General features: G+C 55.7%; 14 protein-coding genes. 13 read left to right on the top strand and 1 reads right to left on the bottom strand.

What is annotated here, in order from left to right:
• Nucleotides 1–7: 7 nt before the first annotated feature.
• From rseP to tilS, 11 genes are all read left to right on the top strand, one after another.
• Nucleotides 8–1,366: an RIP metalloprotease RseP gene (gene rseP, locus D467_RS0114495; protein ID WP_018918253.1), complete on the top strand. Its 1,359-nt coding sequence runs from the start codon at nt 8–10 to the stop codon at nt 1,364–1,366.
• A 100-nt stretch (nt 1,367–1,466) separates the two neighbouring features.
• Nucleotides 1,467–3,818 (top strand): outer membrane protein assembly factor BamA, encoded by a 2,352-nt coding sequence (gene bamA / locus D467_RS0114490; protein ID WP_371827763.1) that lies wholly within the window; start codon nt 1,467–1,469, stop codon nt 3,816–3,818.
• A 59-nt stretch (nt 3,819–3,877) separates the two neighbouring features.
• Nucleotides 3,878–4,384 carry an OmpH/Skp family outer membrane protein gene (locus D467_RS0114485; RefSeq protein ID WP_018918251.1) on the top strand — a complete coding sequence of 169 codons (507 nt, stop codon included), beginning with the start codon at nt 3,878–3,880 and terminating at the stop codon, nt 4,382–4,384.
• Between the two features lie 57 nt (nt 4,385–4,441).
• Nucleotides 4,442–5,479 carry a UDP-3-O-(3-hydroxymyristoyl)glucosamine N-acyltransferase gene (gene lpxD, locus D467_RS0114480; protein WP_018918250.1) on the top strand — a complete coding sequence of 346 codons (1,038 nt, stop codon included), beginning with the start codon at nt 4,442–4,444 and terminating at the stop codon, nt 5,477–5,479.
• A gap of 179 nt (nt 5,480–5,658) precedes the next feature.
• Nucleotides 5,659–6,102, top strand: a complete 444-nt coding sequence (gene fabZ, locus D467_RS0114475; RefSeq protein ID WP_018918249.1) for a 3-hydroxyacyl-ACP dehydratase FabZ — start codon at nt 5,659–5,661, stop codon at nt 6,100–6,102.
• The gene (gene lpxA, locus D467_RS0114470) at nt 6,099–6,866 is read left to right on the top strand and encodes an acyl-ACP--UDP-N-acetylglucosamine O-acyltransferase (RefSeq protein WP_018918248.1); all 768 of its coding nucleotides are present in this window, start codon (nt 6,099–6,101) and stop codon (nt 6,864–6,866) included. Before fabZ ends, lpxA begins: the two co-directional genes overlap by 4 nt.
• A gap of 16 nt (nt 6,867–6,882) precedes the next feature.
• A complete protein-coding gene (gene lpxB, locus D467_RS0114465) occupies nt 6,883–8,055 on the top strand; it encodes a lipid-A-disaccharide synthase (RefSeq protein WP_018918247.1) in 1,173 nt (390 codons plus the stop codon).
• Nucleotides 8,045–8,662 carry a ribonuclease HII gene (gene rnhB, locus D467_RS0114460; protein ID WP_018918246.1) on the top strand — a complete coding sequence of 206 codons (618 nt, stop codon included), beginning with the start codon at nt 8,045–8,047 and terminating at the stop codon, nt 8,660–8,662. The genes lpxB and rnhB overlap by 11 nt, the downstream gene beginning before the upstream one ends.
• A gap of 47 nt (nt 8,663–8,709) precedes the next feature.
• Nucleotides 8,710–12,216, top strand: coding sequence for a DNA polymerase III subunit alpha (dnaE, locus tag D467_RS0114455; protein ID WP_018918245.1), 3,507 nt, complete (start codon nt 8,710–8,712; stop codon nt 12,214–12,216).
• 155 nt (nt 12,217–12,371) lie between these two features.
• Nucleotides 12,372–13,325: an acetyl-CoA carboxylase carboxyl transferase subunit alpha gene (gene accA, locus D467_RS0114450; protein ID WP_018918244.1), complete on the top strand. Its 954-nt coding sequence runs from the start codon at nt 12,372–12,374 to the stop codon at nt 13,323–13,325.
• Nucleotides 13,306–14,604 (top strand): tRNA lysidine(34) synthetase TilS, encoded by a 1,299-nt coding sequence (gene tilS / locus D467_RS0114445; RefSeq protein ID WP_018918243.1) that lies wholly within the window; start codon nt 13,306–13,308, stop codon nt 14,602–14,604. The genes accA and tilS overlap by 20 nt, the downstream gene beginning before the upstream one ends.
• A 27-nt stretch (nt 14,605–14,631) precedes the next feature.
• On the opposite strand, the gene ppx is transcribed toward tilS, so the two are convergent.
• Complete coding sequence (gene ppx, locus D467_RS0114440; RefSeq protein WP_018918242.1) at nt 14,632–16,176, bottom strand: exopolyphosphatase; 1,545 nt, start codon at nt 16,174–16,176, stop codon at nt 14,632–14,634.
• Nucleotides 16,177–16,927: 751 nt separating this feature from the next.
• Here ppx and rho point away from each other — a divergent pair.
• Together rho and ubiD are read left to right on the top strand one after the other, a co-directional pair.
• Nucleotides 16,928–18,187 (top strand): transcription termination factor Rho, encoded by a 1,260-nt coding sequence (rho, locus tag D467_RS0114435; RefSeq protein WP_018918241.1) that lies wholly within the window; start codon nt 16,928–16,930, stop codon nt 18,185–18,187.
• Nucleotides 18,188–18,251: 64 nt separating this feature from the next.
• On the top strand, nt 18,252–19,748 hold the full coding sequence (ubiD, locus tag D467_RS0114430) for a 4-hydroxy-3-polyprenylbenzoate decarboxylase (protein ID WP_018918240.1): 1,497 nt from the start codon (nt 18,252–18,254) through the stop codon (nt 19,746–19,748).
• The last annotated feature ends 31 nt before the right edge of the window (nt 19,749–19,779 follow it).

Genomic DNA, 19,779 nt, shown 5'->3' with positions numbered 1-19,779 from the left:
GTTCATTGTGGGCCTGTTACAAAACATTCTAGCGGTACTTGTCGTGTTAGGTTTGCTGATCACCTTTCACGAGTTTGGCCACTTCTGGGTCGCGCGTCGCTGTGGCGTAAAGGTGCTGCGTTTTTCGGTGGGCTTTGGTAAGCCGCTCTGGTCGACAGTGGATCGCCATGGAACAGAATACGCAGTAGCTGCTATTCCGCTGGGCGGCTACGTCAAAATGCTTGATGAGCGTGAAGCTCCGGTTCCTGAAGATCAATTGGATCAAGCATTTAACCGTAAAAGTGTATGGCAGCGTATCGCCATCGTTGCTGCGGGGCCACTTGCGAACTTCCTGTTAGCCATCGTTGCCTATTGGGCCTTGTTTGTAGCGGGCATCACAACGGTTACACCCATGGTTGGTGATGTTACACCTGACTCACCGGCAGCCGAGGCGGGCTTGGCCCACGGTAGTGAAATTACCGCTATCCAGGGTGACGCCGTGCGCTCCTGGGAAGAAATAAATTTAAAGCTTATCTCCATGATCGGCTTTAGCGGTACGCTGACGATTGATGCCTTGCCGGAAGGCAGTAGCCGTGAGCGTCAATATGCGCTCTCGGTTGATAACTACATGACCCGGCAAGACCCGCCACAACCCCTGCAGACATTGGGAATGGCGCCCTGGCAGCCGGAATTTCCAGCGGTTTTGGGGCAGGTGGTTGACGGTGAAGCAGCAGCAAGTGCCGGCTTAAAAGCGGGCGACCGTATTGTGGCGATTGATCAAACGCCAGTGGAAGACTGGATGCAGTTCGTCACTCAGATTCGTCGCAGCGCCGGTGAAACGCTTAGCGTAACCTATGACCGTGGAGGCGAGCAGGGAACGCTTTCGCTTACCCCAAAAAGTAACGTACTGGAGAGTGGCGGCGAGGTTGGGTACATTGGTGCAGGCGTTGAGCCTGTCTCCTGGCCTGAATCCCTGCAGCGTGAAATTCGCTACGGGCCGATTGAGGCGGTGGGTCAGGCATTAGCGCGCACCGGTAATATGGTAGTACTAACCGTTGATTCGATTCGTAAGATGTTGGTAGGGTTGATTTCACCCTCCAACCTTTCAGGTCCCATTACGATTGCGCAAATTTCGGGTGATTCAGCGCGCGCAGGAATGGAAGCATTTGTAGGCTTTCTTGCCTATCTTTCCATCAGCCTCGGCGTGCTAAATTTACTACCTATTCCGGTACTCGATGGTGGACACTTGTTTTATTATTTTGTGGAAATCGTACGTGGGCGGCCGGTCTCTGAGCAAACCCAGGCAATGGGGTTACGCATTGGGCTTGCCATGGTTGGCGGCTTGATGGCGATGGCCTTGTATTTCGATCTGATGCGCCTTTGGTAATGACGCGTGTAGCGCGCAGGATGCCTTGTCATCTGCCTGCACAAATGTATATGGTGCCTGTCTGGAATGACAGGCAGACCAACGCGAGCGAACTGACTGCATGAAAATCAAGACCCTTGGAATGGCGGCACTCTTGCTGGTAGGCGCCAGCGGCGCCCAGGCACAATCCTTTGATGTTTCGGACATTCGTGTGGAAGGACTACAGCGGGTATCCGCCGCCTCGGTCTTCAATGCGTTTCCTGTCAGTGCTAACGATCGGGTTAGCGAACAGCAGCTAGCGTCTGCCGCACGCGATTTATTTGCCACCGGTCTGTTTGAAGACGTGTCGTTAGCCCGTGAAGGCGACGTGCTGATCATTCAGGTCGTCGAGCGACCGACGATTGCGCGCCTGAACCTCACCGGTAACCAAAAGCTTTCCGAAGATGATCTGCGTAACGGTTTGCGCGAATCGGGTCTAGCCGAAGGCCAGGTGCTGCAGCTTTCGACCCTTGAAGAGATTCAGCGTGAGCTGGAAGGCGTTTATCAGTCTCAAGGGCGTTATAGCGCGCGCATTACGACTGAAGTCGAGCAGATCGATGAAGGTCGTGTTCAGGTCAACATCAATATCAATGAAGGCGAAGTGGCTAAAATTCGTCAGATCAATATTGTCGGTAACCAGGACTTCGACGATGAAACGCTGCGTAATGTCTTTGAATTAAACGACAAGCCCGGACGCTTCTTCGGCTGGTTTTCAAGCGATGAATACTCGCGTGAGGCATTGTCCGGTGATATCGAACGCCTGCGCTCGTTCTATCTTGACCGCGGCTATGTGAATTTTGACGTTACCTCCACGCAGGTATCCATTGGGCCCGAGAAATCCGAAATATTCGTGACTCTCAATATCGATGAGGGTAACCAGTATCGCGTAGGTAATGTCCGCTTTGCGGGTGATTTGCAAATCAGCGAAAGCGAAGCGCGCCAACTGGTGGAAATCAAAAGTGGCGATATTTTCTCTCGCGGTCAGGTGAATGCTTCAACCGAAGCGCTGCGCCTGCGTTTGGGCGCCGAAGGCTTTGCCTTTGCCGATATTCAGGGTATTCCTGAAATGGCTGATGACGGCGAGACGGTTGATCTAGTGATCGCGGTTGATCCGGGTCAGCGCACCTACGTTCGACGCATTGAGTTTTACGGTAATACCACCACTCAGGATGAAGTGCTACGCCGTGAAATGATTCAGATGGAAGGTGCGCCGGCATCGACTGAATCAATCACCCAGTCGCGTCAGCGTCTTGAGCGGCTTGGCTTCTTTAGCCAGGTAGAGGTTAACACCCAGCCGGTACCGGGTGAGCCCGATAAGCTGGATGTTACCTATAACGTTGAAGAGCAGCCCTCGGGCTCGGTCTCGGCAAGCGTCGGTTTCTCACAGAGCGCCGGTGTCATCTATGGTGTAGGGCTTGCCCAGAATAACTTCCTGGGTACCGGTAACCGCGTCAACGTCGGTGCGCAGCGCAGCGATACGTTTACCAGCGTCAACTTCGCCTTTACTGACCCTTACTGGACGCTTGACGGTATTTCGCGTGGCTATAACGTGTTCTATCGCGAAACCGATTACGCCGATTCGGATATCTCTACCTATTCAACCGATGCTTACGGTGCGGGTATCAACTTCGGTTACCCGATAAGCGAGCTTTCCCGGTTGAACTTCGGGGCGAGTATCGAAGACATTTCGGTCAAGACCTACAACGATACGGCATCAGAAATTCGCCGTTACGTTGATGACGAAGGCGAAGACGCCCAGAGCTTGAAGCTTACGGCGAGCTGGACGCGTAACAACCTTAACCGCGGCGTCATGCCGACGGCCGGCAACTATCAGCGTTTATCTCTTGAGACCAGCGCGCCGGGTAGCGATGCCGAATACTATAAGCTTCGTGCCCGTGCCCAGCAGCTGTTCCCGATTAATGACGACGAGACCTGGGCGCTCAAATTTAGCGGTAACCTGGGCTACGCTGATACTCTGGGCTCCAACGATCCTTACCCTTTCTATGAAAACTTCTATTCGGGCGGTTTAGGCTCGGTGCGTGGCTTCACATCCAACACCTTGGGTCAGCGCACGACGCCTGCCGTTGAAGGTGGTCGTGACCGTACCATGGGCGGTAACGTGCTGGTGGAGGGTAGTGCTGAAGTTATCTTCCCCATGCCGTTTGTTGAGAACCAGCGCTCCGTTCAGCCGTCTATATTCTTTGATGCCGGTAACACGTTCTTGAGCTCCTGCTACGATGTACTAGAAGCCGACCAAGGGCGCCAGCAATGTAGTTCTGGCGTTGATCTAGGCGACTTACGCTATAGTGTGGGGGTTGGCCTTGCCTGGCTAACGCCAGTTGGCCCGCTGACCTTTAGCATCGCTGAGCCGCTTAATGATGAAAGCGGTGACGACAAGCAGTTCTTCCAGTTCTCACTGGGACAAACGTTCTAACTTTGCTATAGAGCGCACCTTACGGGTGCGCCCCTGCTCGATGACAAGGAGTTAACACGATGCGTAAACTGACAGCGGCTGTGTGTCTGTTCGGTGCGATAGCTTTACCGGCCGCCCATGCCGTAGCCGCAGAAGTGGCTGTGCTGGATTGGCGGGCCGCGTTGATGAATACCCAGTCTGCGCAAGCCTCGTTGAGTCAGTTGGAAGGCCAGATTGGCAGCCAGCAGAGTGAAGCGCAGGGTTTGGGCAATGAGCTTCAGCAGTTGCAGGAGCGCTTGCAGCGCGAAGGCGAAACCATGCCGCAGTCGCAGCGCGATTCACTGATTGCTGAGCTTCAGCAAAAGGGGTCTCGCTTCGAGCAGCTACGCCGTGAAGTGATGCAAGCGCAGCAGAACTCCGAGCAGCAGTTCCTGGAAGGCGCTGAGTCCAAGCTTGAGCAGGCGGTTGAGCAGGTGTTGAGTCGTCACAATATCGATGTGCTGGTTGAGCCTCAGGGCGTACTGCACTCGTCGGTAGATCTGCCTAACGTGACGGACGAAGTTACCCAGATATTTGATTCGCTATAATTAATTTTTAATGACTGTCGGTGTGGCCACGCTGCACCACTGTTTTGTTGGGCTCTCATGACGCACGCATTGCACCACCACACTCTTGCGGACATCGCTCGCCATTTAGGAGTCGCCTTTGCCGGGGACGCCGATAAACCCATTCGTGGGTTGGCAACGCTAAAAGAGGCCAAGCCTGATCAAGTGGCTTTTTTGGCCAATCGGGCTTATCTCAAGGATTTGGCCACTACCCAAGCGGCTGCCGTTCTGCTCCACCCCGAACACGGCAAGAACTGCCCAGTGCCAAAGCTTGAGATGGAAAACCCCTATCTAGGCTATGCCAAACTCTCCCAGCTATTTGATCCCTTGCCTGCGCGTGATAAGCCCGGTGTCCATCCGACGGCTGTTGTTGCCGAAAACGTGACAATGGGCGAGGGCGTCTCGATTCAAGCCCATGCCGTAGTAGAAGAGGGCGTTACGCTTGGCGATCACGTGGTCGTCGGGGCCGGTAGCGTGATAGGTGCGGATAGCATTGTGGGCGACAAAACTCGTCTGCATGCCAATGTCACCGTGTGCCATGGCGTGGTTATCGGCAAGCGGGTGATTCTGCAAAGCGGCTGTGTGATTGGCGGGGATGGCTTTGGGTTTGCCCATGACGGTGAAGGCTGGCACAAAATTGCCCAGCTCGGCGGCGTCGTGCTCGGTGATGATGTCGAGGTGGGTAGTTGCTCAAGTATCGACCGTGGCGCGCTGGGCGACACCCTGATTGGCGATGATGTCAAAATCGATAGCCAGGTGCAGATCGCCCATAACGTGATTATCGGCGCCCATAGTGCGCTTGCCGGCTGTGTGGGCATTGCCGGGTCCACCCAGGTAGGCAAGCACTGTATGCTGGGTGGTGGCGTAGGCTTGTCTGGCCACCTGACGATCTGTGACGGGGTACAGGTAACCGGGATGAGCCTGGTCACCAACTCGATTCACAAGCCGGGCGTGTACTCTTCAGGTACCGGGGCGATGGCTAATTCGCAGTGGCGTAAAAATGCAGTGCGTTTTAAACAGCTGGATGATATTGCCAAACGCTTGTTGCGCATGGAAAAAAATACGCGTGATACGTAAAGGTTCTGTTTATCAAGGTCTTATTAATTAAGGAGCTGTTAATTAAGGGCCTGTTAATTGCCGGGCAAGTAATTTGAGGCTTTAAAGCCTCAGGTTATAATTCACTGCCTTTTAACCAGCTGCGTGCTGGTGCGTGCCTGATACTACTCAGGCCTTTTGTCTTTTTAGAGGTCGTTTCGATGGTTATGGATATTAATGAAATTCGCGAGTACTTGCCCCACCGCTACCCGTTTTTGCTGGTGGATCGAGTAACGGAATTAACCGTGGGCGAATCCATCGTTGCGTTTAAAAATGTTAGCATCAATGAGCCTTTTTTTAATGGTCATTTCCCCCATCACCCCATTATGCCCGGGGTGCTGGTCGTTGAGGCATTGGCTCAAGTGTGCGGTATTTTAGGGTTTAAAACGGTCAACAAACTTCCTGCCGATGGGTATGTTTACTATCTTGTAGGAAGCGACAACGTGCGTTTCAAACGGCCTGTTATGCCCGGTGACCAGCTGGTTCTGCAAGCGAACGTTATCCGCGGCAAGCGTGGAATTTGGAAGTTTGCCTGCCGGGCAACGGTAGGCGGGGAGCTTGCTTGCGAGGCAGAAATCATTTGTGCCGAGAGGAAGGTTGCTTGATACATCCTACTGCTTTGGTCGACCCGACGGCGCAGCTTGCTGATGACGTTGAGGTCGGTCCCTTTAGTGTTATTGGGCCCGATGTCACAATCGGCGAAGGCTCCGTAATTGGCCCACACGTGGTGGTTAAAGGCCCCACGGTGCTAGGTAAACGCACGCGCATTTTTCAGTTCGCCTCGGTGGGCGAGGATTGCCAGGATAAAAAGTATGCTGGCGAACCCACCCGCCTGGTAATGGGCGACGATAACGTGGTGCGTGAAGGCGTCACGCTGCATCGCGGTACGGTGCAGGATCGTAGTGAAACCACGATTGGTTCGCGCAATCTGTTTATGGCGTATGTCCACGTAGGCCACGACTGCGTAATCGGCAATGACTGTATTCTTGCCAACCAGGTAACCTTGGCGGGCCACGTAACGCTGGGTGATTTCGCCATCTTGGGCGGTCTTTCTGCCGTACACCAGTTCTGCCATTTTGGTGATCATGCCATGGCTGGCGGCGGGTCAATCATCACCAAAGATACCCCTGCCTACATAATGATCAACGGTAACCCGGCCGAAGCCCGTGGTCTTAACCTGGTGGGCTTGAAGCGGCGTGGGTTCAGTCGTGAAGCGGTTAATGCCTTAAGCGCTGCCTATAAAATGGTGTATCGCCAGGGGCTTACCGTTGAGCAGGCGCTTGACGAGATGCGCACGCGGTTTGATATCGAGGAAGTGGCCCATTTTGCCGCTTCTATCGAGCGTTCAACTCGCGGTATTACCCGCTAACTATGTCCATTCGGTTATGACGTTGCAGCGCGTTTATCTGGTGGCGGGCGAGCTGTCGGGAGATATCCTCGGCGCTGGCCTGATGCGTGCGCTAAAGGCGCACCACCCCGAGGTTGAGTTTCGAGGCATTGGTGGCCCACGTATGATCGCCGAAGGCATGCAAAGCCGCTTTCCGCTGGAAACGCTTTCGGTCATGGGGATCGTCGAAGTTATCAAACACCTGCCTGAGCTGGTGAGCGTGCGCCGCACGCTACGCCGCGAAGCGCTCGACTGGCAGCCGGATATCATGGTGGGCATCGATGCGCCGGACTTTACCCTGGGCCTGGAAAAACAGCTGCGTAATGCAGGCATCAAGACGGCTCACTATGTCAGCCCCTCCGTTTGGGCGTGGCGTCAGGGACGGGTGAAAGGCATTGCCAAGTCCGTCGATGGCATGCTCACGCTGCTACCCTTTGAGGCGGATTTTTATCGTCACCACAATGTCCCTGTTGTGTTCGTAGGTCATCCGCTTGCCGATGAGCTGCCGCTTGAAAACGACCGCGTCGCAACGCGACAGGCGCTCAGACTTGATCAAGATGCGCCGGTGCTTGCGTTATTGCCAGGCTCCCGCGGCAACGAAATACGTTTTCTGGGCCATACGTTTTTAGCCGCCGCTGAGCTGCTGTGCCAGCGTCATGCCACGCTAAAGGTTTTGATTCCGGCCGCCTCAGCGCTGCGTCATGACGAAATTAAAGTACTTTTGTCTCACTATCCAACGCTTACCGAGCGTGTTGAGCTATTAAATGGTCAGGCGCGGGAGGCGATGGTTGCCAGTGATGCCGTACTTTTGGCGTCCGGGACCGCTGCGCTTGAAGCCATGCTGTGCCACCGGGCAATGCTGGTCGCGTACAAGATGGCGCCCGCTACGCATTGGCTTGCCAAGCGTATGGTGAAAACCCGGTGGGTATCGCTGCCCAATCTGATCGCCCAGCAAAGCGTTGTGCCCGAGCTTATCCAGGAAGCGGCGACGCCTGAGGCCATTGCGGACCAGCTCCATGAATTGCTTAGCGATAATGAAGCACGCCTGGCGTTAGAGGCCCGCTTTGCCACGATGCACGCCAACCTGCAGCGCGATGCCAGCCGCCGCGCCGCTGAGGCGATAACTGCCATTGCGTTCGGCCAGCCTCTAGAGAGTGACCATGCCAGCTAAACCAGACAACTTTCCGCCGCTTGAAATCGCCTATGTGGGCGAGCGCTTAGCCGGAGTAGATGAAGTCGGGCGTGGGCCATTGATCGGTAGCGTCGTGGCGGCGGCGGTGATTCTTGATCCTATGCGCCCGATTAACGGGTTGACCGACTCTAAAAAGCTTACGGCCCGCAAGCGTGAAGCGCTAGACCTGCTGATTCGCGAGCAGGCGTTGGCATTTGTGGTCGCTGAGGCAAGTGCTGCTGAAGTCGACCAGCTCAATATCTACCACGCCACACATTTGGCGATGCGTCGTGCGATCGACGGTTTAGCCCCTGCTGCCGAATATTTGCTGGTAGACGGTAACCGGTTGCCGGGACATATTTTGCCGGGGCAGGCGGTGGTCAAAGGCGATGCGCGCCATCCAGCGATTGCCGCGGCGTCGATTCTTGCCAAGGTCGCGCGCGATGCTCAGATGGTAGCGTTGGATATGCGCTATCCTGAGTATGGTTTTGCGCGCCATAAGGGCTACCCAACCAAACAGCACCTTGAGGCGCTAACGGCCCATGGGCCGCTTGAGGAACATCGCCGAAGCTTTGCTCCCGTCCAGCGTCAGCTGGCGCTGATATAAGCTAATCTGCGTTCATTTCTTTTTACCGAGATTTTACCGAGAGTGTCATGACGGTACCGTTTGTTCATCTACGTTTGCACAGTGAATACTCCCTGGTCGACGGCTTGGTAAAGCTTAAGTCATTGGTCAGTACCACTGCCGAGCGCGCCATGCCCGCGCTTGCGCTCACTGACGAAACCAATTTATTTGGCCTGGTCAAATTTTACAAAGCTGCCCAGGGCGCGGGGCTCAAACCGATCATCGGCAGCGACCTGTGGCTTTTTAATCCTCACGATGAATCTCACCCTTACCGTATAACGCTGCTGGCGATGAATGACGTCGGCTATCGTAACCTGACCGAGCTGATCTCCAAGGGCTGGACCCACGGCCAGCGCCAGGGTAAAGCCATTCTGGACAAGCGCTGGGTACTTGAACAAAGTGAAGGTCTGATTGCACTTTCCGGCGCGCGGGAGGGCGAAATTGGCCGCCATCTGCTTTCCGATCACGAGCGTGAAGCGCGCCAGCTGCTTGAAGAGTGGCAGGCGGCTTTTCCAGATCGTTTCTATCTGGAGCTGATTCGTACCGGGCGTCCGCTTGAAGAGGCGTGCGTGCATGCCAGCGTCAAGCTTGCCATCGAAACCGGCACGCCGGTGGTGGCCACCAACGATGTACGCTTTCTTGAACGGGATGACTTCTGGGCACATGAAACGCGCGTGGCGATCGGTGAAGGCAAGGCGCTGGATGACCCGCGCCGCGAACGCCGCTACACCGAAGAGCAGTATCTGAAAAGCCCTGATGAGATGGCGGCTCTGTTCTCGGATATCCCCGAAGCGCTTGAAAACAGCGTGATGATTGCCGAGCGCTGCAGCGTGGATGTGCGTCTGGGCGAAATATTTTTGCCCGAGTTCGAAATCCCCGAGGGCATGACCCAGGACGAGTTTTTCCGCAAGGTTTCCCACGACGGCCTGACGGATCGCCTGGACTTCCTGTTTCCGGCCGAGCGCTACCCGCGCGACAGCGACGAATACAAGGAAATTGACCAGCGTTACCGCGACCGGCTGGAGTTTGAACTCAACGTTATTATTCAGATGGGCTTCCCCGGCTACTTTCTGATCGTAATGGACTTTATCCAGTGGGCCAAGGACAACAACGTGCCGGTAGGGCCCGGACGGGGTTCCGGTGCAGGCTCCTTGGTCGCCTACGCGCAAAAAATCACCGACCTTGATCCGATCGGCTATGATCTGCTGTTTGAGCGCTTTTTGAATCCCGAACGTGTCTCCATGCCTGACTTTGACGTCGATTTCTGCATGGAAAAACGCGACAAGGTGATCGAATACGTGGCCGAACGCTACGGACGCGATGCGGTATCGCAGATCGTTACCTTCGGCACCATGGCGGCCAAAGCCGTGGTGCGCGACGTGGCGCGTGCCCAGGGGCGGCCCTATTCGCTGGGCGACAAACTCTCCAAGCTGATCCCGTTTGAAGTGGGCATGACGCTTGGCAAGGCGATCGAGCAGGAACCTGCGCTTAAAGAGTTCATTGCTAACGACGAAGAAGCCGAAGAAATCTGGGAAATGGCCCTCAAGCTTGAGGGCACAACGCGCGGCACCGGCAAGCACGCGGGCGGCGTGGTTATCGCGCCTACCAAGCTGACTGATTTTTCGCCGTTATTGTGCGATGAAAACGGCAACGGGCTGGTGGTTCAGTTCGATAAAAACGATATCGAAGACGCCGGGCTGGTCAAATTCGATTTCCTGGGCCTGCGTACGCTGACCATTATCGACTGGGCGCTTGAGATGGTCGATAAGGTTCGCGGCGTGAACGGCCAGGAACCGCTGAACATCGATGCGATTCCGCTGGATGACGGCAAAACGTTTGAGATGCTCAAGCGCGCTGAAACCACGGCCGTTTTCCAGCTGGAATCCCGCGGCATGAAGGAGCTGATCAAGCGTCTTCTGCCGGATTCGCTGGACGACATGATCGCCCTGGTGGCCCTGTTTCGCCCGGGGCCCTTGCAGTCGGGCATGGTCGATGACTTTATCAACCGTAAGCACGGCCGTGCGGAAGTATCTTATCCACACCCGGATTATCAGCACGAGCTGTTAAAGCCGGTGCTATCGCCTACCTACGGCATCATTCTTTACCAAGAGCAGGTCATGCAGATCGCTCAGGTAATGGCCGGTTACTCGCTGGGCCAGGCTGACATGCTGCGCCGAGCGATGGGTAAGAAAAAGCCCGAAGAGATGGCCAAGCAGCGCTCAGGCTTTATGGAAGGTTGCGCTGCCAACGGCATTGATAAAGATCTGGCGGGTAACATCTTCGACTTGGTGGAAAAGTTCGCCGGTTACGGGTTTAACAAGTCGCACTCGGCAGCTTACGCCCTGGTGTCTTACCAGACCGCGTGGCTGAAAGCCCATTATCCGGGGCCGTTTATGGCTGCGGTTATGTCTACCGAGATGGACAACCTGGATAAGGTGGTGCCGTTAATCGAGGAGTGTCGCAATCTCAAGCTGACCGTTACCCCGCCAGACGTTAACGTGGGCGGCTACAAATTTACCGTGGATACCGAAGGGCGCGTCGTTTACGGTCTGGGAGCGATTCGCGGAGTGGGCGAGGGTCCTATCGGGGCGATTGTTGAAGCGCGCCAGACGGGTGGGCCGTTTACCGACCTGTTCGATTTCTGCCGGAGGCTTGACCCCAAACGGATGAACAAGCGCACGCTTGAGGCGCTGATTCGCTCAGGCGCGCTTGATAACCTCGGCCCTAACCGGGCTGTACTGGCAGCCTCTATGGAAGACGCCCTGAAAGCGGCTGCCCAGAATCATGCCAACCAGAGCTTAGGGATGCTGGACATGTTCGGCGAGGCCTTCGCTGAAGCCGAGGATGAAGAGGTCAACGTCTACGCTGAATACCTCGGTGCGCGGGAATGGACCGACCGGGAGCGGCTTTCGGGTGAAAAAGATACCCTGGGGCTTTATCTTACCGGGCATCCCATTGACGAATATGAGCGTGAATTAAAGCGCTTCGTGTCGACCCGGATCAGTGATTTAAAACCCTCTCGCGAACCTCAACGGGTGGCAGGGCTAGTGGTCGCCATGCGTACCATGAAGTCCAAGCGCGGCGATACCATGGCGTTTATCACCCTGGATGACCGCACTGGACGTATTGAGGCCTCGCTGTTTGGTGAAATGTTTGAACAGCTGCGAGGTCAGATTGAGGCTGATCAGGTATTGATTGTTGAGGGCGAAGTCTCAAGCGATGACTTTTCAGGCGGCTTACGCCTGCGCGGTAAAGACGTAACTCCCATGGTGACGGCGCGTATACGCTATGGCCAGGCGGTCGAGCTTGCGCTGGACGCCGGGCGTATCAACGGTCGTTTGGTTGAAACCTTGCGCGATAGTCTGACACCCTATCGTACTAATGAAGGTTTGCCGGTGCGTGTGCAGTATCGTCATGAAGAGGCGGTTGGCTGGCTAGAGCTTGCTGAGGAATGGAAGGTTGCTCCCAGCGATGATCTGCTGCTCGCACTTCGCGAGGTAGAAGGGCAGGCGGGCGTCCAATTACGCTATCGTTAAACCTGATCGTGGGACGTTGGGCAATTTAATTGAACGGGCATTACCTTGCGTGGCAGGGTTAGGATGCGATAATGCTCCTAATTATTTGCTCGTTTCGACAAGAGATGCTCGTTTCGACAAGGCTTATTTTTTTAGGCAGTTTACAGGCAGAGCCGATGAATCCTAATTATCTCGATTTTGAACAGCCCATTGCTGAACTTCAGGCAAAAATTGAGGAGCTGCGTTTAGTCAGCTCCGATAGCGTTAATCTCTCCGATGAGATATCCCGGCTGGAGGAGAAAAGTCGTAAGCTGACAGAATCGATCTTCAAGGATTTGACTCCCTGGCAGGTCTCTCAGCTATCGCGCCACCCTCAGCGCCCTTATACGCTGGACTATCTGGAACACATGTTCAGCGATTTTGACGAGCTGCATGGCGACCGTAATTTCGCTGATGACGCCGCGCTGGTCGGTGGCGTTGCGCGCTTGAACGATAAACCGGTGATGGTAATCGGTCATCAGAAAGGGCGCGATGTAAAAGAGAAGGTGCGCCGTAACTTCGGTATGCCGCGCCCGGAAGGTTACCGTAAAGCGTGCCGTCTGATGGAAATGGCCGAGCGCTTCAAAATGCCGATTCTGACCTTTATCGATACCCCCGGTGCTTATCCGGGTATTGATGCGGAAGAGCGCGGCCAAAGTGAAGCGATTGCCTATAACCTTGCAGTCATGTCGCGCCTGAGAACGCCGATTATCTCTACCGTTGTTGGTGAAGGCGGCTCGGGTGGGGCATTGGCAATCGGGGTGTGTGATGAGCTGAACATGCTTCAGTACTCTACGTACTCGGTTATTTCACCGGAAGGCTGCGCATCTATTCTCTGGAAAAGCGCTGAAAAAGCCTCTGATGCGGCCCAGGCAATGGGGATTACCGCCGAGCGTCTTAAAGAGCTTGGCTTTGTAGATGGGTTGATCAAGGAGCCGCTGGGCGGCGCGCACCGTCATCCGGTAACCACCGCTGAGCGCGTTAGAGAAACCATTACCGCAAGCCTTGACCGTCTACAGGCGCTTGATACCGACGCTCTGCTTGAACGTCGCTACCAGCGGCTGATGAGCTATGGCGCCCCAGCTGCCTGAACGGCTTGAACGCCTACTAAATGACGCCCTGGTGGAAACCCCACCGGGGCGCTCTATTTGGGTAGCACTCTCCGGTGGGTTGGATTCGGCGTTATTGCTGACCCTGGCCGCGCCGGTTTGCCGTTCGGCCAACCGACCGCTAAATGCTATTCATATCAATCATGGCCTACAGGCTGGCGCTGCCGACTTTGAAAGGCACTGTCAGGCGCTGTGTCAGCGCCTGACAGTGCCTTTGGTCGTGGCCAGAGTCACGGTTGACCCACGCGCAGGAGGCACCGAAGCCGCTGCGCGTGACGCCCGCTACCGCGCCTTTCAAACGCACATTCCGGATGGGGATGTTGTTTGGCTGGCCCAGCATCAGGATGACCAGGCGGAAACGCTGCTGCTTGCCGCTCTGCGGGGCAGCGGCATACGCGGGCTGGCGGGAATGCCCTACTGCCGCCACGCATACGGGCTTAGCTTTATTCGGCCCTGGCTAACGGTTGCCCGGCGCTGCCTGGAAAGCCACGCCAGTAAGCTCAAGCTTGCCTGGTGTGAAGATTCCACCAATAGCGATGTCGCGTTTGACCGTAATCGGTTACGCCATGAGGTTATGCCGGTTCTCAAGGCGCGCTGGCCCGAGGCTGCCCAGGCGCTTTCCAGTAGCGCCGCGCATGCCGGGGAAGCCGATGCGTTACTCAGTGAGTATGCCTTGGCGGAGCTGGATACATTGCGCGCGGGTGAGCAATGCATCGATGCTGATGCGTTGGCCACGCGGTCGCGGCCTCGCCAGCGGCTGCTCGTGCGTCGCTGGTGCCAGCATCAGTTATTGCCGACTCCGCCTCAGCGTCGCCTGGATAGCTTGCTTGACCAGCTAACCGCGGCCATGGATGCCAGCGTGCATGTCGCGTGGCCGGGAGCCGAGGCAAGGGTGTGGAAAAGCCGGCTTTACCTGATGGCGCCGCTTGAGCCGCTACCCGCTTGGCAAAGCACGTGGGCAGGCAAGCCTGGGCTTGATACGCCCTTGGGCAGGCTAGAACTCTCTTTGCAATCGGCTATCCCATTAACCCAGCCAGCTACGCCATTAACGCTGCGTTGGCGCCAGGGCGGGGAGGTCATTGCGCTTGCCGGGCGGGGCCGTCGCGATGTCAAGCGCCTGCTTCAGGAGGCGCAGATACCGCCCTGGGAGCGCGAGCGACTTATTATGGTGATGGCGGATGACGTCTGCCTAGGCGTCATCAGGCCGCCAGCCAGCGTGCTCTGGCAGGCGGCTGGGGTCGATTTTAACGGTGTGCAGTGAGTCAGTAAGGGTAGCCAGATTGTTTACCTAGCTCTCCTGAATCACGTTTAAAGTAAGCCCCGCGGCCTGCAGATAGGCCTGCTCCTGCTCAATGTCGGTGCTGAACAGGGTGGGTTCTTCACTAGCAGGTAAGGTCAGCGTCAGGCCTTGCGCGTCAGCGCTGATCGACGGCAGGGGCGGGGCGCTTTCCGGGCGGGAATGATTGAGCAACACCGCCAGGCGCAGCAGTTGGGCGAGCTTGGCGCTATGGGTCTGCTGTGCTTTGAGAAGTGCTTGCCACTCTTTAAGTGGGAATTTGCGGCGGTGGGCGCGCACTAGAAACGCCAGCTGATGCTGCTCAGGGCGCGAGAAGCCCGCCAGGTCGGAATGTTCCAGTAGGTAGGCGCCGTGGCGATGAAACTGGCTATGAGAAATCGCTAGACCAATTTCGTGCACATAGCTTGCCCACTGAAGGTAGTGGCGGTGCTCGTGAGTGAGTGACCAGGCGTCTTGTACCTGTTCAAACAGGCGCAGCGCGGTATCCGCTACGTTATCGGCCTGGCGGGTATCTACGTCGTAGATACGCTGGAGGGCTTCCAGGCTTCTGGAGCGGGTATCCTCGGCGCTATTGCGCCCGGCCATGTCATAAAGCACGCCCTCACGCAGGGCGCCATCGGCAAAACGCATTTGGGGCAGGTCAAAGGCCTCGAAAACGGCACTTAATATCGCAATGCCTGCCGGGAAGACGCGGGCGCGGTCAGGCTTGAGCCCATCCAGCTCTACCTTGTCCAGATGCTTGCACTTAATGAGCCGCTCACGCAGTTTCCTGAGGCCGCTACGGGTAATCACGCCCTCGTTAGACGTGTCGCCGTAGGCGAGCAGAACGCTGGCCGCTGCCTTGATAGTGCCGCTGGAGCCTACCGGGTCCTCCCAGCCCAGGCGCTGGTAGGGGCGCTGAATATGGGCAAGCTCTGAAAGCGCGGCAAGCTCGGCGCGGCGCATGCGTTTTTCGCTGAGTTCACCGTCAGGGAAGAAGCGGCTGGTAAACGTGATGCAGCCCATACGCAGGCTTTCAAGCGCCTTGGGCTCAAACTCTTCGCCAATAATGAATTCTGTCGAGCCGCCGCCAATATCGACAATCAGGCGGCGCCCGTTTTCAGCCAGCGCATGGGCAGCGCCCAGATAGATCAGCCGGGCTTCTTCACGACCCGCGATAATCTCAATGGAGTGGCCCAGCTGCGCTTCGGCGCGCTCAATAAAGGCCTGGCTATTATGTGCATCGCGCAGCGCGTTGGTCCCCACAATGCGTAGATTGGCGCTCTCGATATCGCTTAAAAAAGGCGCAAAACGACCCAGACAATCTAACGCGCGCTGCATGGCAGCTTCGTTAAGCTTGCCGTCTTCATCCAAACCAGCGGCTAGCTGGACTTTTTCGCCCAAGCGGGCAACGACTTGAAGGCGCTCATTTTGATAGTTGGCCACCAGCAAGTGGAAGCTGTTAGAGCCGAGGTCGATCGCGGCTAAACGCTGAGGAGCCGCGCTTTCCAGCTCGCTAGACAGGGCAGTAACTGAGGGTGAAATGTCCTTGGGCATGAGCTATCCTTGGTATTGGCTATGCCAAGGTTGCGGTGCGCTCTGGCTATTGTCAATTGGCAAAGACTTGCGTTTATCGCATGCCTTGACTACCATCGAACAACTGGCTTGATTCGACCTGGTAAATGGCAGTGAACGACAGTATTAATTATTGAACGTAGCGGTTAAAATTCGCACGGTTAACGTTAATTCTGTTACCCAAGCAGCACTGTTGTTCTGAGCGTCGACGTTTTACATGAAACGACATCTAAGGCAGAGTCGCCTTAATGCCATCGGCGTTACCCGTATTTGAAAGTTGTATTTATTTAACGCTGTGCTTACTCAACGCTGTGATTAGTAGTATGCGTGTTGCAGATGTTGATTAAACTATTAGTGTTGACTAAATAGTGCTTATCCAGAATAGTGTTTGTTCATGATGGTACTGGTTCATGAGTACTTATCTAGCATGAGCACTTATCTAGATAGACTTATCCAGATAGCGTCAGCCAGATTTCCAAGTCGTCAGATAACCCGTTGATTGGTTCTTTCCTTATGCTAATCACAGCAAACAACTGCTAGCACTCTCGAACTGAGCAATTAACTCACTGACTCCCGCCATGAGTTAGTAGACGCTCACCGACGTACCTCGAGTATGTGCCTTATCGGGATCTGAACGCATCACACGGCGCCTAGCCATATCATCACGTGCTACGCCTCCTGTCTTATTTTGGCGCTTGCGCCTAGCTTCCATGAGCAATTTTCTAACACACCGATGAATCTCACTGAACTCAAGCAAAAAACCGTTCCCGAGCTGCTCGATATCGCCCGCGAAATGGGTATCGATAATCTGGCCCGTTCGCGCAAGCAGGACATCATTTTCGCCATCCTCAAACGACACGCTAAAAGCGGTGAGGATATCTACGGCGACGGTGTGCTGGAAATTCTTCAGGATGGCTTTGGCTTCCTGCGCAGCGCCGACAGCTCCTATCTCGCCGGACCGGACGATATCTACGTATCGCCCTCGCAGATCCGCCGTTTCAATTTGCGTAAAGGCGACTCCATTTCCGGCAAGATTCGCCCGCCCAAAGAAGGTGAGCGCTATTTTGCCCTGCTCAAAGTTAGCCAGATCAACTTTGACCGTCCGGAAAATGCCAAGCATAAGATTCTCTTCGAGAACCTGACGCCGCTGTTCCCGGATGACCGTATGCGGATGGAAATCGGTAACGGTTCCACCGAAGATCTTACGGCCCGTATCATCGATCTGACCGCGCCGATTGGTAAAGGTCAGCGTGGCCTGCTGGTGTCTCCGCCTAAAGCGGGTAAGACCCTGATGCTGCAGAACATCGCCACCTCGATTACGCGCAACAACCCCGAGTGTCACCTGATCGTACTGCTGATCGATGAACGTCCGGAGGAAGTGACCGAAATGTCGCGTACCGTACGCGGTGAAGTGGTTGCTTCCACCTTTGATGAGCCGCCGGCGCGCCACGTTCAGGTCGCTGAAATGGTCATCGAAAAAGCCAAGCGTCTGGTTGAGCACAAAAAAGACGTGGTCATCCTGCTGGACTCGATTACCCGCTTAGCGCGTGCCTACAACACCGTCGTGCCGAGCTCGGGTAAAGTGCTGACCGGTGGTGTCGACGCTCATGCCCTTGAGAAGCCCAAACGCTTCTTCGGTGCAGCGCGTAATATCGAAGAAGGCGGCAGCCTGACCATTATTGCCACGGCCCTGGTAGATACAGGTTCGAAGATGGATGAAGTCATCTTCGAAGAGTTCAAGGGTACTGGTAATATGGAAGCGCACCTTGACCGCAAACTGGCGGAAAGGCGTGTTTTCCCGGCAATCAATATTCGTCGCAGCGGCACGCGGCGTGAAGATCTGCTGGCGTCCGAGGAAGAGATGCAGCGCATGTGGATTTTGCGCAAGCTGCTCAACCCGATGGAAGACACTGCTGCCACGGAATTCCTGATTGATCGTCTGAAGGATACCAAGACGAATCTTGAGTTCTTTGAAGCGATGAAACGCCGCTAGGATTGAAATATCTATCAGGTTTGATGAATACCTATAGCGGCGCAAGCCTATCGGGGAGTGTGTCTTGAAGTATAACGACTTGCGCGACTTCATCGCGGCGCTGGAAGCGCGCGGTGAACTCAAGCGTATCCAAGCCGAAGTCGATCCTTACCTGGAAATCACCGAAATTTGCGACCGCACGCTGCGTGCCGGTGGCCCAGCGCTTCTTTTCGAGAACGTGAAGGGGCACGACATGCCGCTTTTGGGTAATCTTTTCGGTACACCCAAACGTGTGGCGCTGGGGATGGGGCAGGAGTCGGTCGAAGCGCTGCGTGAAGTAGGTAAGCTGCTGGCCTTTTTAAAAGAGCCAGACCCGCCCAAGGGGTTGAAAGATGCCTGGGATAAGCTGCCCATTTTCAAGCAGGTGCTTAGCATGGGGCCTAAAACCGTTAAGCGGGCGCCTGTGCAGGAAGTCGTTTTTGAAGGTGACGAGGTTGATCTGGATCGACTGCCTATCCAGCACTGCTGGCCGGGCGATGCGGCGCCTTTGGTAACATGGCCACTGGTCATTACTCGAGGCCCGCATAAAAAGCGTCAGAACCTGGGGATTTACCGGCAGCAAAAGATCGGCAAGAATCGCCTAATCATGCGCTGGCTCTCCCACCGTGGCGGGGCATTGGATTTCCAGGAGTTTCAGCAAGCGCATCCTGGCGAGCCTTTCCCCGTTGCCGTGGCGCTGGGTGCTGACCCGGCCACGATCCTGGCTGCCGTGACCCCCGTCCCTGACTCACTCTCCGAATATGCGTTTGCCGGGCTTCTGCGCGGCTCACGTACTGAACTCGTTAAATGTGGTCATTCAGACCTTGAGGTGCCCGCCTCAAGCGAAATCATCTTGGAAGGGGTTATCTATCCTGATGATATGGCGCCGGAAGGCCCATACGGTGATCACACCGGTTATTACAACGAGGTGGATCACTTCCCGGTCTTTACCGTCACGCGCATGACCATGCGTCGCGATGCTATCTATCACTCGACCTATACCGGGCGGCCGCCGGATGAGCCTGCCGTTCTCGGGTTAGCGCTTAACGAAGTGTTTGTACCAATACTCTGCAAGCAGTTTCCTGAAATCGTCGACTTCTATCTGCCGCCGGAAGGGTGTTCGTATCGGATGGCGGTCGTCACCATGAAAAAGCAGTACCCCGGCCACGCCAAGCGCGTAATGATGGGGGTATGGAGCTTCTTGCGTCAGTTCATGTATACCAAGTTTGTGATTGTGCTGGATGACGATGTCGATGCGCGCAACTGGGAAGACGTGATCTGGGCGATCACGACACGCATGGACCCGGCGCGCGATACCGTAATGGTGGAAAACACCCCTATCGACTACCTGGACTTTGCCTCGCCCGTGTCAGGCCTGGGCTCCAAGATGGGCCTGGACGCGACCAATAAATGGCCGGGCGAAACAGACCGTGAGTGGGGGACGCCCATCGTGATGGACGAGACGGTCAAAAACCGCGTTGACGAGCGGTGGGAAGAGTTGGGGATCGGCATTCCTCTACCTGCTCCGCGGCATGGCGGTTAATACAGCGGTGAAGTTTAACGGCGCACGCTAA

It is taken from the genome of Vreelandella zhanjiangensis DSM 21076 (assembly GCF_000377665.1).
Lineage (GTDB): Bacteria > Pseudomonadota > Gammaproteobacteria > Pseudomonadales > Halomonadaceae > Vreelandella > Vreelandella zhanjiangensis.
Note: the sequence above shows the minus strand (reverse complement) of the source record. Positions and strands in the feature narration are given on the sequence as shown.

What these genes read in the sequence shown, in the direction of transcription:
- bamA (WP_371827763.1), top strand. Translation starts at nt 1,467, where the DNA reads ATGAAAATCAAGACCCTTGGAATGGCGGCACTCTTGCTGGTAGGCGCC.
- D467_RS0114485 (WP_018918251.1), top strand. Translation starts at nt 3,878, where the DNA reads ATGCGTAAACTGACAGCGGCTGTGTGTCTGTTCGGTGCGATAGCTTTA.
- lpxD (WP_018918250.1), top strand. Translation starts at nt 4,442, where the DNA reads ATGACGCACGCATTGCACCACCACACTCTTGCGGACATCGCTCGCCAT.
- fabZ (WP_018918249.1), top strand. Translation starts at nt 5,659, where the DNA reads ATGGTTATGGATATTAATGAAATTCGCGAGTACTTGCCCCACCGCTAC.
- lpxB (WP_018918247.1), top strand. Translation starts at nt 6,883, where the DNA reads ATGACGTTGCAGCGCGTTTATCTGGTGGCGGGCGAGCTGTCGGGAGAT.
- rnhB (WP_018918246.1), top strand. Translation starts at nt 8,045, where the DNA reads ATGCCAGCTAAACCAGACAACTTTCCGCCGCTTGAAATCGCCTATGTG.
- dnaE (WP_018918245.1), top strand. Translation starts at nt 8,710, where the DNA reads ATGACGGTACCGTTTGTTCATCTACGTTTGCACAGTGAATACTCCCTG.
- accA (WP_018918244.1), top strand. Translation starts at nt 12,372, where the DNA reads ATGAATCCTAATTATCTCGATTTTGAACAGCCCATTGCTGAACTTCAG.
- tilS (WP_018918243.1), top strand. Translation starts at nt 13,306, where the DNA reads ATGGCGCCCCAGCTGCCTGAACGGCTTGAACGCCTACTAAATGACGCC.
- ppx (WP_018918242.1), bottom strand. Translation starts at nt 16,176, where the DNA reads ATGCCCAAGGACATTTCACCCTCAGTTACTGCCCTGTCTAGCGAGCTG.
- rho (WP_018918241.1), top strand. Translation starts at nt 16,928, where the DNA reads ATGAATCTCACTGAACTCAAGCAAAAAACCGTTCCCGAGCTGCTCGAT.